The sequence below is a fragment of the Streptomyces sp. NPDC048018 genome (assembly GCF_043202995.1).
GTDB lineage: Bacteria > Actinomycetota > Actinomycetes > Streptomycetales > Streptomycetaceae > Streptomyces.
In genome coordinates, this window is record NZ_JBIDBK010000003.1 from 540,419 (window position 1) to 553,305 (window position 12,887).

Genomic DNA, 12,887 nt, shown 5'->3' on the forward strand with positions numbered 1-12,887 from the left:
GGGGAAGGGGACGAGTGGATCCGTACGGGGGCACGGGCCGGGAGTGACCTGCGGGGGGGACGTGCGGGAGCCGGGGTACGGGCCGGGCAGAGGCCCGCGGCGGGACCGCGGCCGGCGTCAGGGCCCGGTGCGGTCCTCGCCGGCGCCCAGGCACCGGGCCCGGGCCCGCAGGAAGACCTCCTCGGCGGGGCCGCGCTCGTCGGGGTGGGCGGTGCGGTAGGACCAGGGCTGCGGGGTCCAGTAGGGGCCGAGCGCGTCGAAGACCCGGGCCGCGTCGGCGAACTTGAGGGAGCCGTAGAGGGCGTGGGCCAGGTGGTTGAGGTCCAGCAGGCTGGCCTCGTCCGTGGCGCAGAACAGGAACCAGGACTCCATCGCGCCGCGGGCGTCGCGCACCGCGTCCTCGGCCACCCAGTGCAGGTCGAGGGCGCGCTCGTGACCGCGTTCGCGCCGGTAGCGCTCGACGCGCACATAGAGAGGCAGGGCGTGCAGTGCGGAGCCGACGGGAGCCGAGGAGGCCGCCCACTGGGCGTAGTTGACGGCCTCGGAGAGGGGTCCGGGCCGCCGGGCGTACACGAACTGGAGCATGCGGTGGTGCGCCTCGCGGTTGTACGGGTCGCGCTTCTCCGCCTCGGCGAGCAGCCCCCAGGGCGCGGGGGGCAGCATGGGAGCGGGCGGCACGGCCCGGTGCTCCTCCATGCGCTGCTGGGCGTCGAGGACGGACAGGGCGAGGCGGCATACCCAGGGCACGGGGTCGGCCGGGGCGCGTTCGGCGGCGCGCAGGCAGGCCGTCCAGGCCTCCTGCCAGAGCTCGCGGGTGCGCGCGTGGGCGGTACGGTGGGCGCGTACGGCGCGCTCGACGACGACCCGGGCGTGCATCACGGCGGCCGCGACGGAGTCGGGCTCCTCGCCGCGCCAGGCGTCCACGACGTCGGTGCCTGCGGCCACGGCCGCGAGCACCTGGGTGCGCCGGGTCCAGGCCGGCCAGTCGATCGTCTCGTCGAGTAATCGGGCCATGGCCACCCAGCGGCCCGTGCGGAGGTCCTGGACGGCACCGCGCAGGGCATGGTCGTGGCCCGCCGGGTGGTAGACGGGCCGGAAGCCGTGCCCGGCCATCAGGCGGCGGGGCGAGGGGTGGACGACATGGTTCCTCGGGAGTCGGTGACACGGGGGTGGTCAGTCCCCTGGGACGGTGTGGTGCCGACCCGGCCGTTGATCGGCGATCACTATAGAGGTCGCCGGACGTGACCGATCCACTTTTCTCCGTGACCGTAACTATCAAGACAACGACCGAATTTGACTTGACGTCCGTGAGAGGTCTGGACCTGACGGGCTCGCCTGCGCAGCCTTGACGGGCGGACCGGGGTGCATCAGGCTGACCCGTTCCACGGTCGGGAAGCCGATCAAGGACCGCCAGGAACCACGAGCCGCAGGGAGTCGCAGAGATGACGGGCCCGGTACTCGCCGTCGACCAGGGCACGTCGGGCACCAAGGCCCTCGTGGTCTGCCCCGGACGCGGGGTGATCGGCAGCGGTTTCACGCCGGTGCACCCACGCGCGCTGCCCGGCGGCCTCGTCGAGGTCGACCCCCGTGAGCTGTACGACTCCGTCGTCAGCGCCGGCCGTGCGGCCCTCGCCGAGGCCGGCGAACCCGTGGTCGCGGCGGGCCTGGCGAACCAGGGCGAGACCGTGCTCGCCTGGGACCCCGCGACGGGCGAGCCGCTCACCGACGCACTCGTCTGGCAGGACCGCAGGGCCGCCGGCATCTGCGACGAACTCGGCCCACACGCGGCCGAGTTGACACGGATCACCGGTCTGCCCCTCGACCCCTACTTCGCCGCTCCCAAGATGGCCTGGATCCGCCGCAGCCTCACCGGCGCGGGCGTCGTCACGACCAGCGACTCCTGGCTCGTGCACCGGCTCACGGGCGCGTTCGTCACCGACGCCGCCACCGCGGGCCGCACCGGACTGCTGGATCTCGACACCGTCTCCTGGTCCGGCAGGGCCCTCGACCTCTACGGCCTGGGCGGCGAGCGACTGCCCCGGGTCGTGGACTGCGACACCCCGGTCGGCACGACGACCGCCTTCGGACCGCCGCTCCCCCTCACCGGCCTCCTGGTCGACCAGCAGGCCGCCCTGCTCGCCCAGGACGTCACCGAACCCGGAACCGCCAAGTGCACCTACGGCACCGGGGCCTTCCTGCTCGCCCAGACCGGGACCGCACCACGCCGCAGCGACTCCGGCCTGGTCGCCTGCCCGGCCTGGCGGCTCGCCGGCCGGACCAGCTACTGCCTGGACGGACAGGTGTACACCGCCGCGTCCGCCGTCCGCTGGCTCACCGGGCTCGGTGTGATCGCGGACGCCACCGACATCGACACGGTGGGCGGTGCCGTGCCCGACGCGGGCGGCGTCACCTTCGTGCCCGCCCTCGCCGGTCTCGCCGCCCCCTGGTGGCGCGGCGACGTGCGCGGCGCGCTCACCGGACTCGGCCTCGACACCGGCCCCGGGCAGCTGGTCCGGGCCCTGTGCGAGGGCATCGCCGCGCAGGTCGTGGAACTCGCCGGGGCCGCGGCGGCCGACCTGGGCGCCCCGCTCACCGCCCTGCGGGTGGACGGCGGGCTGACCCGGTCCGCGCTCCTCATGCAGACGCAGGCGGACCTGCTGCAGTGCCCGGTGGAGGTGTCCGCCCTGCCCGACGCCACGGCCCTCGGCGTCGCCGCCGTCGCCCGGCTCGGCACGGAACCGGGACTGGCCGTCCACGAGGCCGTCCCGGAGTGGAAGCCGTCGGCGGTGTACGAGCCCCGGATCACGGCGGACGAGGCCGCGGAACGCCTGGGCAGGTTCCGTACCGCGGTGGCGGGGCTGCTGGCCGACGGCCGGGACGCGGCCCGCGACGCCGGGGACGACGCCGCGTGAGCGTGACCCGCCGCGGTGCCCTGCCGGACACCGCGGCACCGGACGGCGCGTACGACGTGACCGTCGTGGGCGCGGGCGTGGTCGGCTGCGCCGTCGCGCGCGAACTGGCCCGCCACTCCCTGCGCGTCGCCCTCGTGGAGGCGGGCGGCGACATCGGCGAGGGCAGCTCGAAGGCCAACACGGCCATCCTGCACACCGGCTTCGACGCCGTCCCCGGCTCGGTCGAGGCCCGGCTGGTCCGCGAGGGCGGCCGGCTGCTCACCGCCTACGCGGCGGAGACCGGCATCCCGGTCGAACCCGTCGGGGCGCTGCTGGTCGCCTGGGACGAGGAGCAGCTCGCCGCGCTCCCCCGCCTCGCCGACAAGGCCGCGTGCAACGGCCACCACGGCACCCGCCCCCTCACGAGCGCCGAACTGTACGCGCGGGAGCCGCACCTGGGCCCCGGTGCGCTCGGCGCCCTCGACGTGCCGGGCGAGTCGATCGTCTGCCCCTGGTCGGTCCCGCTCGCGTACGCCACCCAGGCCGTGCGCTCGGGCGTCGACCTGCATCTGGGCTGTCCCGTGGAGAAGGTCCGCCTCGGCGGTCCCGGCGCGCCCCACCGGCTGATCACCCGGCGCGGGGTGCTGCGCACCCGCTTCCTCGTCAACGCCTGCGGGCTCTACGCGGACGCCTTCGACGCCCTCGTCGGCCGCCACGACTTCACGGTCACGCCGCGCCGCGGGCAACTCGTGGTCTTCGACAAGTTCGCGCGCGGGCTGCTGCGGCACATCCTGCTGCCGGTGCCGGGAGCGCTCGGCAAGGGGGTCCTGGTCGCCCCGACGGTGTACGGCAACGTGCTGCTCGGGCCGACCGCCGAGGACCTGGACGACAGGACCGCGACCGGCTCGACGGCCGAGGGCCTCGCCTCGCTCCGCGCGCAGGGCGGCCGGATCCTCCCGGCGCTCCTCGACGAGGAGGTCACCGCCGTCTACGCGGGCCTGCGCGCCGCCACCGGCGCCGAGGACTACCGGATCGCCGCCCACCCGGAACTGCGCTACGTGACCGTCGGCGGCATCCGCTCCACCGGCCTGACCGCCTCGCTCGCGCTGGGCCGGCACACCGTGGAACTCCTCGCCGGCGCGGGCCTGGAGCTGGGGGCCGGGCGGCCGCTGGTCCCCGTGCGGATGCCGAACCTCGGCGAGGCCTTCCCGCGCCCCTACCGCGACGCCGGACGGATCGCGCGCGACCCGGCGTACGGCACGATCGTGTGCCACTGCGAGCGCGTCACGCTGGGCGAGATCCGGGACGCGCTCGCCTCCCCGGTGCCGCCCGCGTCCCTGGACGGACTGCGCCGCAGGACCCGGGCCAGGGCGGGGCGCTGCCAGGGTTTCTCCTGCGGCGCGGCGGTGCGGGCGCTGTTCGAGGAGGGCGCGCGGTGAACCGGACGGTCGACGTCCTGGTGGTCGGGGGCGGTCCCGCCGGCCTGAGCGCGGCCGCCCGGCTCGCCGCGGCGGGCGCGGGCCGCGTCGAGGTCGTGGAACGCGAGCGGGCCGCGGGCGGTGTGCCGCGGCACTGCGGGCGGGCGGGTTTCGGCGCGTACACGGGGCCCGGGTACGCCCGGCGGGCCGTGGACGCCGCCGTACGGTCCGGGGCGCGCGTCCGCACCGGGGTGGGCGCGACCGGCTGGGCGGGGCCGCTCACCCTGGAGGTCACGGCTCCCACCGGGATCGAGGTGATCAGGGCGCGCGCGGTGCTCCTCGCCACCGGTGCGCGCGAGCGTCCCCGCAGCGCGCGCCTGGTGCCGGGCAGCCGGCCCGCCGGGGTGCTGAGCACCGGTGAGCTCCAGCAGTCGGTGGAACTGTTCGGGCTGCGCGGGAGGCGGATCGGCAGCCGCGCGGTGGTCGTCGGCTCCGATCCGGTCGCCCGGCACGCGGTGCGCACCCTGCGCCGGGCCGGAATCGACGTGGTGGCGGTGGTCGCCGACCGGACGTGCGGCCCGCGTCTGCCGGGGCCCGTCCTGCGCGGCGCGACCGTGGTCGAACTCGTCGGCCGGGGGCGCCTCTCCGGCGTCGTGGTACGCGGCGCGGACGGGCGCACCGGCCTGCTGCGCTGCGACACCGTCGTCTTCACCGGCGACTGGCTCCCCGACCACGAACTGGCCCGCGCGGGCCGGGTCCTGCTCGACCCGGCCACCCGCGGCCCGTCCGTCGATCCGGAGCTCCGCACCTCCGTGCCCGGGGTCTTCGCGGCGGGCAACCTGCTGCGCGGCATCGAGCCCGCCGCGGCGGCCGCGGCGGAGGGCCGACGGGCCGCCGACGCCGTCCTCGCCCACCTGTCGGGCGCTCCGTGGCCCGCCCCCGGCCTCCCGCTGCGCACGGCGGGGGCGCTGCACTGGCTGTGCCCGGGCCGGCTGGGCCCGGGCCGCCCGGTCTCCGGGGCACCCACTCTGCTGCTCCGCCCCACGACCCGTCTGGTGCGGCCGACCCTGACGGTGCGCCAGGACGCCCGGCTCCTGCTCGAACAGCGCGTCCCGGCCCTTCTGGAGCCGCACCGTTCACTGCGTCACACGGCCACCTGGGCGGCGGAGGCGGATCCCGGGGGCGGCCCGGTGGTGGTCCGTCTCGACGGCCAGGAGCCCGGAGCCGGCACGGAGCGCGCCGGGAGCTGAGCGGCCGGGGTACGGGCCGGGGCTGCCGGGGTACGCGTTCCTCCGGGGGCTCCGCTGCCGGCGGGGAGACCGGTGCGGGCGCGCGGGTTCCGGGCCGGGCGGCCGCCATTTCAACGCCGGGCGGTGGGAGCAGGAACAGCCGCCGGGCGCCGCGGGCACGGGTCGCCCGACGGTGACAACCCTCGGATAATGGGCCGTATGGCCCAGAGAAGCGCGAAACAGCACCCGCCGCCGACCGTCACGGTCAAGGGACGGGACATGCGGCTGCGCACCCTGGGGTTCCTCCTGCTGGTCGGCCTGGCCATCTGGTTCATCGCGGCCAACACCGGGTCGGTCACCATCCGGCTCTGGATCCCCACCGTCACGCTGCCGCTCTGGAGCGTCCTGACCGTCACCCTGCTCTTCGGCGTCCTGCTCGGGCTGATCATCGCCCGGCGGCGCGCCCGGCGATAAGCGGCCGTTACGCGTCGAGCAGCCGGGTGAGGCGGTCAAGGACGCCGGGCCAGCCGCGCCCCATGCCCTCGAAGGCCTGGCGCCCCAGGGGTGAGTCGAGGTCGAAGCCTGCGTGCGTCAGGAAGAGCCGGGTGCCCCTGCCCTCGGGTTCGAGCCGCCAGGTGATGGTGGTGTCGAGGGAGCCCTCGGCGAAGCGGTAGGCGAACACGCGCTCGGGATCCACCTCGGTCACCTCGCAGGGCTGGCTGCCGAAACCGCCCATGTCGAGGGTGAAGCGGTGTCCGACGACGGGCCGGACGTCGCCGGCGGCCCACCAGCGGGCGTGCAGCCCCGGATCCGTGAGGGCGGCCCAGACGGCGGCCGGGGGATGGGGCAGGTACCGCGCGACGTGGATCGCGTCGGTCGCGGGGGTGTCGGTCACGTCTCGTTCTCCTCGTCCAGCAGGTCGGCCAGGGCGTCCAGGCGCTGCTTCCAGAAGTGCTCGAAGGGATGCAGCCACTCGCTCACCTCGGCCAGCGGGGCCGGTCTCAGGTGGTAGAAGCGGTGCCGTCCGCGAGGCTCCTCGCGGACCAGGCCCGCGGCCTTCAGCACGGCCAGATGCTCGGAGACCGCGGGCCTGCCGAGCTCGAACAGTCCGGCCAGCTCCCCGGTGGAGCGCGGGCCGTCCCGCAGGGTTTCCAGCAGTCTGCGGCGCACCGGATGGGCCAGCACGCCGAACACGTCGGTGGGCATGCCGCCACAATACGTCGGAGATTCCCGACGCGTCAAAGATTTCCGACGCGTCATGGCGCGCCCTCGCCACAGGGGGGTGTGCGCCCGTCCGGCTTCCGCCACACTGGCGCCATGCCCGACAAGCGCAGTGCCGGTCTCCTGCTCTTCCGCCGGACCGCGGACGAGCACGTCGAAGTGCTCATCGGCCACATGGGTGGACCGTTCTGGTCCGCGCACTCCGAGGCCGCGTGGTCCATCCCCAAGGGGGAGTACGCGCAGGACGAGCCGCCGGAGGACGCGGCGCGGCGGGAGTTCGAGGAGGAACTCGGCCTGCCCGCCCCGGAAGGCGAGTGGATCGACCTCGGCGAGGCCCGGCAGGGGAACGGAAAGCTCGTCACCATCTGGGCGGTGGAGGCGGACCTGGACCCGGAGCAGACGGTCCCGGGCACCTTCAGCATGGAGTGGCCACGGGGCTCGGGGGTGATCCGGGAGTTCCCGGAGATCGACCGGGTGGGCTGGTTCGTCCTGGACGCCGCCCGCCCGTTGCTGGTGGCGGGACAGCGGGTGTTCCTGGAACGGCTGGCCGATCGGCTGGGCGCGGACGGGGCCTGACGGGCCGAACGATCCCGCGGGACGGGCCCGCCCGGCGCCCGACGGGCGGGGCGGGCAGCGCCGGTCGGGCGCGGCCGGCAGAGCAGCGCGGGCGGAGCAGGGCGGGCGCGGGGTGTCGGGTGCCGCGGAAGGTCCGGTTCCGCCGCATTGTCAGACCCGTGCGAGAGGGTGGGGTGAGACCACCTCAGACCACCCAGAGGGAGCCTGACATGAGGACCGTCACCAGTCGCGAGCGCGCCGCCGCCCAGGCCTACCTGCGTCTTCTCGAGTCCACCCAGGCGGTGCTGTCGGATCCGCGCCTCGAACCGTACGCGGCGGCGATGCTGACACATCCGATGGCGGAGGCGGACGAGGCGCTGCGCGCGGCCGGACTCTCGGGGAACGAGGCCCGGCTGCTGCGTCTGGTGGCGACCCTGCGGGCCTCCCCCACCGCGGAACGGAGCAGGCCCGTGTGACCGCGGGTCCGGGACGCGGGCGGCGGGGGGCGCACCTCCCGGGCGCAGGACGCGGGCGGCGGGCGGCGGGCGGCAGCACGCGGGCGGCTGATGGCGGGCCGGCGGCGAGGGTACGGGGCGGCCGCGCCGGGCCGGGAACGTGGCCCGGCCGTCAGCCCAGCGTCTCCGGGACCGGGCCGCCGAGCCCGGCCGGGGTCAACGGGCCGGGCCGGCGGCCGTGGAGGACGGCGAGGCCCCGCCGGGTGGCCGCGACCACGACCCGGTCAGCGGGGCCCAGTGCCCGGTCGGCCGGGAGCTCCCCGACGGGGACGTATCCGCAGCGATCGAGCGGAACGCCCGCGTCGCCGCGGGCGATCACGCGCCAGGCCCCGGGGCGGAAGGCCTCGGTCACCGTGCGGCCGTCCAGCAGCGGATGATCCGCGACGTCGAGCGCCGCGAAGAGCAGCACCCGGCGCTCCACGGGGAGGGCGCCCAGCACCTGGCGGCCCATCATCGCCCCCGCGAACGCCGGCGCCGCGAGGTGCGAGACGCTGCGGCTGCGGGTGAGTGCGCCCGGGTGCACCGTGCGCAGGGTGCGGTAGACCGCGGTGGCGAAGTCGTCGTCGTACAGGCGCAGCGCGACCCGCAGGCCGGGGCTGATCGAGCGGGCGTGCAGCGCGGCCTCCAGGTTGGTGATGTCGACGCTGGTCAGGGCGAGCAGGGCGCGGGCGCGGTGGATGCGGGCGGCCTCCAGGACGCCCTCCTCCGTGACGTCGCCGATGACGGTCGGCACCCGCAGCCGGCGGGCCAGCGCGAGGCCTCGGGCCTCGGGGTCGGCCTCCACGCAGACCACCGGGATGTTCATCTTCCGCAGCCGGGCGAGCACCCGGGTCCCGACCTTGCCCAGGCCGAGGAGCACCACGTGCCCGGAGAGGCCGCGCGGCGGCCGGCGCAGCGTCGTCGCGCTGCGGAAGGTGCCGAAGGCCTCCAGGAGCGCCGCGATGACCACGGGCAGCAGGAGCAGCCCCACGAATCCGGCCAGGATCTGCAGCAGTTGACGGCTGGTCGGCTCGCCGACGGCCGGGTCGCCGATGGCGAAGATGTCGAGCAGGATCAGATACGCCGCGTGCAGCGGGTGGTCGCCCGTGGTGAAGGTGGAGGCCAGGGTGAGCGCCAGCACCGCGGCGAGGACCCCGGCGAGGGACCAGCGCAGGCGCCGCGAGAAGAGCGAACCGACCGGCAGCCCGGAGGCGCCGAGCCAGCCGGAGGCCTGGGCCGGGCCCTCGTACGAGACGGTCTCGAGCGCGACGATGCCGCGCCCGGTCGCGGCGGCGACCTCGGCGTCGTCCGGCAGCAGGCGGGGGCGCTGGTCGCCGCTCCGCTCCGAGCCCTCGCAGCCGCCCGGGTCGCCGGTGGTGGACGAGAGCAGGGCGAGCGGGCACAGGCCCGGGTCGGCGACCTCACCCGGTGCGGGCGGGGTCCGGTCGACCGCGTGCAGCAGCAGCCCGCCGGCCTGGATCACCTTCCGGCCGCCGGCGACGGCGGTGGCCGCGAGGGCGGGAGCGGCGGTGTCGGCGTCGGAGAGCACGGTCGTGCCGGCCTCCGGCTTGTCCGGGTCGACGCCCGGTTCGACGACGGCCGACGCCTCGTCCAGGAGCGTGGCGAGGTGCTGGCCGAGCCTGCGGTTGTAGAGCCGGATGACCAGGCGCAGGCGTGGGTTGAGCCGCCGGGCGGTCAGCGCGGCGCGGATGTTGCGCTCGTCGTCCTCGTGGACGAGGGCGAGCGCGGTGGCCCGCTCCACTCCCGCGTCGAGCAGCACGGTGTCGTCGACCTCGGCCGTCTCGACCATCCGGACCGGCCGGCCCTGGCCCGAGCCGCGTCCGTCGCCCGGGCCCGGCGCCCCGGCGCCGGCCGCGCCCGTGGAGCGCGTGACGGCCGCGCTCACCCGGCCGAAGAGCGCCATGGCCCGCCCGGGCCGGGCGGCGGGGCGGTCGGGCGCGTCGCCGGGCGGCGGGACGAGCAGGGTGACGCGCTCCCCGTACATCTCGTTCAGTTCGGCCGCGAGACGGTGGGCGAGCACGTCGTCACCACAGACGATCATGTGTTCGATCGAGCTCGCGGGGGCCTCGGAAGGGGCAACGGGCCTGCTCTGGTGCGGGAATGAGGACACGTCACCAGGATGCCCTGCCGCACCGACAGACCCCGGGACGGGTCCGCGGAAGAGCGCGACGGGGGGGGCGGCGGCGCGCCGTCCGTCGCGCGTCCGGCGGTGCGCCCGCCCTCCCGACACGCCCCCGTTCGCCACGGCCGCTACCCCGGTCGGCGCACTTCGATCTGCGGTGACGGGACCGGCTTCCTACCGTGGCTGAATGATCGTCACGCCAGCTGTCCGTCTTGCCGCCACCGGTGCCGCGGCGCTGCTGCTCGCGCTTCCGGTCCCGGCCGCGTCGGCCGTCTCCCCCGCCGAGCCGACCCCGCCCGTACGGTCCTCCGTCGACCCCGCCCGGCTCGACCGGTCCGGCACCCAGGTGCAGCCGCTGCGGGGCGCTCCGGAGGTGCCCTCCCTCTCGGCCCTGTCCTGGGTGGTGGCCGACGCGTCCACGGGCGAGGTGCTCGCCGCGCGCAACGCGCACAAGCAGCTGCCGCCCGCCAGCACGCTGAAGACGCTGTTCGCGCTGACGGCACTGCCCCACCACGGGGCGGACGAACGCCACACCGTCGCCGACGCCGAGCTCACCGGCATCGGCGAGGGGAGCAGCCTGGTCGGCGTGAAGGAGGGCTACACCTACAAGGTGTCGGACCTGTGGAACGGCGTCTTCCTCAGTTCGGGCAACGACGCGGTGCACGTGCTCGCGTCGATGAACGGCGGCTGGGAGGCGATGACCCGGCAGATGCAGGAGAAGGCCCGTTCGCTCGGGGCCCGCGACACCCACGTGGTCTCCCCGGACGGCTACGACGCACCGGGCCAGGTCTCGTCCGCGTACGACCTGGCGGTCTTCGCGCGGGCCGGTCTGCAGGACCCCGACTTCGTCCGCTACTGCTCCACCCGGTACGCCGACTTCCCGGCCGGCTCGTGGTCGTACGGCATCGCCAACACCAACCGGCTGCTCACCGGCGCGAACGGGGTGGAGCGCTATCCCGGGCTCATCGGGGTGAAGAACGGCTACACCAGCCACGCCGGGAACACCCTGGTCGCGGCCGCCAGGCGCGGCGAGCGGACCCTGGTGATCTCGGTGATGAACCCGCAGGCGGGCGGCGGCCTCGCGGTGTACGAGGAGGCCCGGCAGCTGCTCGACTGGGGCTTCGCGGCCTCGGGGCGGGTGCACGCGGTGGGCTCGCTCCTGCCCGGGAAGGACCCGCGGCAGGCGGCCGGCACCGCACAGGTGGCCGCGGGACGCACGCCGGGCGCCGCGCAGACGCGCGGCACGGCCGGGACGGAGCCCCCGCTCAAGGCCCAGGCCGGGCCCGAGGTCGGCGGGCCCGCGCGGGCGGCCACGGACCGGGATCCGCACGGCACGCCGCAGCAGGCCGGCCCCTCGGGCACGACGGCGGGGCTGCCGCTCGCGCTGGTCGGCGCCGCGCTCGGGGCGGCGCTCTCCCTGTGGCTCTGGCGCCGGTTCGGCGCGAGCGGGAACTGACCTCCCGGACCGGGCGGCGGCCCCGCCGTGCCCGGGGGCGCGGCATCGTTCGGCGGGCGCCGCAGGGTCCCGCGCCTAGGGTTCCGGGACACCGCCCGGGAGACGCCCGGCGGTTCGCGGAAGGAGCGGCATGCGGACGAGCACCCACGCGGCGGAGGTCGCCCAGCGGTTCCGGGAGGTCAACGGCGACCACCCGATGACGGAGGCCGACGACGCCTATGTCACCGCGCGGTTCACGCCCCTGGAGGGCCTGTGCACGGAGCTGGGGCGGGACGTGGCGCAGGCGCGGCGGCAGATGCTGGACGGGCTGCTGCCGCTGCCCGGCTATCTGCGGTCGGACGGGACGGAGATGGTCCCGCGCGATCTGTTCGACCTGGCGGCCCGGGCGGGCGGAGCCGAGCGGCTGCGCGGGTGGTTCGTCGCGCACTGGCAGGACCCGGCGGAGGGCGCCGCGGAGTGGGAGGCATATCTGAGCGGCCGGTACGTCTGTCTTCACCGGGTCGCCCCGGACACCATCCGGCGCAAGGACGAACTGACCGCGGCGATCACCGAGGCGGTCGGCAGGCCGCGGCCCGACTCGCCGCCCTGGTCGGCCGCCCTGCACGCCCTGGTCGACGAGCTGGACGCGCTGGAACCGGAGTTCGCTCCCTACGACCGGCTGCGCTTCGGCGGCCCGACCTCGCGGGACGTCTTCATCGACGCCGTACGGGCGCGCTTCCCGCGTCCCGCGCGGGCGGCCCGGGGCGGCGACGCGCTCAGGTGACGTCGCCGTCGTCCGGACGCGGACGTTCGTCCCCGCTGAGGTGACGGTGGGACCACCGCAGCACCAGGCGCATGAGACAGATCAGGGTGAGCACCCAGACGACGGCGAAGGCCCAGATCAGGGCCGCGGACTCGGTGACGACGGCGATGACGAAGAGGACCACCGCCACGGGGCCGAGCACGGCGGCCGCGGGGCCCGCGAGCCGGCCGGACCCGAGGATGCGGTGGGCACGGGAGCCGGCCGGCGAGGCGCGCCGCCGGGGCCGGTGGCCGGTCGAGAAGGTGCGGGCGAGAGCGGCGTCCTCGTCCAGGTCGTGCTCGATCTGCTCGAGGATCCGCCGCTCGCGCGGCGAGAGCTGTGCCCCGTCCATGTCCGGCACCTCCCACCCATGGGCCCTGGGCGTGCGGCCCCGTCCATGGCGCTACTCGGCGGTCACCCCGCCGGTGCGCTTCGAACCGCACACCTTCAGTGTGGACTCCCGCAGCGGCGACGGCTCGGCGACGTATCGTTCCGCGGCCCGGGCCGCCTCGCCGCCGGTGCGCTTTCCCATGAGGACGCACAGCGTGTACACGGTGTCCTCGAACCGCCTGCGGGCCGCCGGGTCGTGCGGCCTGGCCAGGACCAGCCGCTCCTGGCTGCGGTAGCACCGCAGCAGGCGGTCGATCGTGTTGCGGTCGGGGAGCAGCATCCGGTCCTCCTGTACGGCCCTGGCCCCCC

14 protein-coding genes are annotated in these 12,887 nt (G+C 76.0%); 8 read left to right on the forward strand and 6 right to left on the reverse strand.

Annotation, left to right across the window (positions count from 1 at the left end):
- Positions 1–117 precede the first annotated feature (117 nt).
- Positions 118–1,113 carry a hypothetical protein gene (locus ACGF1Z_RS13735; protein ID WP_393003342.1) on the reverse strand — a complete coding sequence of 332 codons (996 nt, stop codon included), beginning with the start codon at positions 1,111–1,113 and terminating at the stop codon, positions 118–120.
- Positions 1,114–1,442: 329 nt separating this feature from the next.
- On the opposite strand from ACGF1Z_RS13735, the gene ACGF1Z_RS13740 reads away from it, so the two are divergent.
- The 4 genes from ACGF1Z_RS13740 to ACGF1Z_RS13755 all read left to right on the forward strand — a co-directional run bounded on the left by ACGF1Z_RS13740 (position 1,443) and on the right by ACGF1Z_RS13755 (position 6,012).
- A complete protein-coding gene (locus tag ACGF1Z_RS13740) occupies positions 1,443–2,912 on the forward strand; it encodes an FGGY family carbohydrate kinase (RefSeq protein ID WP_393003344.1) in 1,470 nt (489 codons plus the stop codon).
- Positions 2,909–4,330, forward strand: coding sequence for an FAD-dependent oxidoreductase (locus tag ACGF1Z_RS13745; protein ID WP_393003346.1), 1,422 nt, complete (start codon positions 2,909–2,911; stop codon positions 4,328–4,330). Before ACGF1Z_RS13740 ends, ACGF1Z_RS13745 begins: the two co-directional genes overlap by 4 nt.
- Positions 4,327–5,559: an NAD(P)/FAD-dependent oxidoreductase gene (locus ACGF1Z_RS13750; RefSeq protein ID WP_393003348.1), complete on the forward strand. Its 1,233-nt coding sequence runs from the start codon at positions 4,327–4,329 to the stop codon at positions 5,557–5,559. The genes ACGF1Z_RS13745 and ACGF1Z_RS13750 overlap by 4 nt, the downstream gene beginning before the upstream one ends.
- A gap of 198 nt (positions 5,560–5,757) precedes the next feature.
- Positions 5,758–6,012 carry a LapA family protein gene (locus tag ACGF1Z_RS13755; RefSeq protein ID WP_393003350.1) on the forward strand — a complete coding sequence of 85 codons (255 nt, stop codon included), beginning with the start codon at positions 5,758–5,760 and terminating at the stop codon, positions 6,010–6,012.
- A 7-nt stretch (positions 6,013–6,019) separates the two neighbouring features.
- Here ACGF1Z_RS13755 and ACGF1Z_RS13760 read toward each other — a convergent pair whose 3' ends face one another.
- Both ACGF1Z_RS13760 and ACGF1Z_RS13765 read right to left on the reverse strand, forming a co-directional pair.
- The gene (locus tag ACGF1Z_RS13760; RefSeq protein WP_393003352.1) at positions 6,020–6,433 is read right to left on the reverse strand and encodes an SRPBCC domain-containing protein; all 414 of its coding nucleotides are present in this window, start codon (positions 6,431–6,433) and stop codon (positions 6,020–6,022) included.
- Entirely contained in the window at positions 6,430–6,744 is a 315-nt protein-coding gene (locus tag ACGF1Z_RS13765) for an ArsR/SmtB family transcription factor (RefSeq protein ID WP_393003354.1), read from the reverse strand. The genes ACGF1Z_RS13760 and ACGF1Z_RS13765 overlap by 4 nt, the downstream gene beginning before the upstream one ends.
- Before the next feature lie 111 nt (positions 6,745–6,855).
- Here ACGF1Z_RS13765 and ACGF1Z_RS13770 point away from each other — a divergent pair, with 111 nt between their 5' ends.
- On the forward strand, positions 6,856–7,335 hold the full coding sequence (locus ACGF1Z_RS13770) for an NUDIX domain-containing protein (protein WP_393003356.1): 480 nt from the start codon (positions 6,856–6,858) through the stop codon (positions 7,333–7,335).
- A gap of 209 nt (positions 7,336–7,544) precedes the next feature.
- Positions 7,545–7,790, forward strand: coding sequence for a hypothetical protein (locus ACGF1Z_RS13775; RefSeq protein WP_376636253.1), 246 nt, complete (start codon positions 7,545–7,547; stop codon positions 7,788–7,790).
- Positions 7,791–7,941: 151 nt separating this feature from the next.
- On the opposite strand, the gene ACGF1Z_RS13780 is transcribed toward ACGF1Z_RS13775, so the two are convergent.
- Positions 7,942–9,870 carry an NAD-binding protein gene (locus ACGF1Z_RS13780; RefSeq protein WP_393003358.1) on the reverse strand — a complete coding sequence of 643 codons (1,929 nt, stop codon included), beginning with the start codon at positions 9,868–9,870 and terminating at the stop codon, positions 7,942–7,944.
- A gap of 268 nt (positions 9,871–10,138) precedes the next feature.
- Here ACGF1Z_RS13780 and ACGF1Z_RS13785 point away from each other — a divergent pair, with 268 nt between their 5' ends.
- Entirely contained in the window at positions 10,139–11,407 is a 1,269-nt protein-coding gene (locus tag ACGF1Z_RS13785; protein ID WP_393003360.1) for a D-alanyl-D-alanine carboxypeptidase family protein, read from the forward strand.
- A gap of 130 nt (positions 11,408–11,537) precedes the next feature.
- The gene (locus ACGF1Z_RS13790; RefSeq protein ID WP_393003362.1) at positions 11,538–12,170 is read left to right on the forward strand and encodes a DUF6058 family natural product biosynthesis protein; all 633 of its coding nucleotides are present in this window, start codon (positions 11,538–11,540) and stop codon (positions 12,168–12,170) included.
- Here ACGF1Z_RS13790 and ACGF1Z_RS13795 read toward each other — a convergent pair.
- A complete protein-coding gene (locus tag ACGF1Z_RS13795) occupies positions 12,163–12,540 on the reverse strand; it encodes a DUF3040 domain-containing protein (protein ID WP_393003364.1) in 378 nt (125 codons plus the stop codon). The two genes, ACGF1Z_RS13790 and ACGF1Z_RS13795, sit on opposite strands and share 8 nt — an antisense overlap.
- A 51-nt stretch (positions 12,541–12,591) precedes the next feature.
- Positions 12,592–12,858: a DUF5133 domain-containing protein gene (locus ACGF1Z_RS13800; RefSeq protein ID WP_393003366.1), complete on the reverse strand. Its 267-nt coding sequence runs from the start codon at positions 12,856–12,858 to the stop codon at positions 12,592–12,594.
- Between the last annotated feature and the right edge of the window lie 29 nt (positions 12,859–12,887).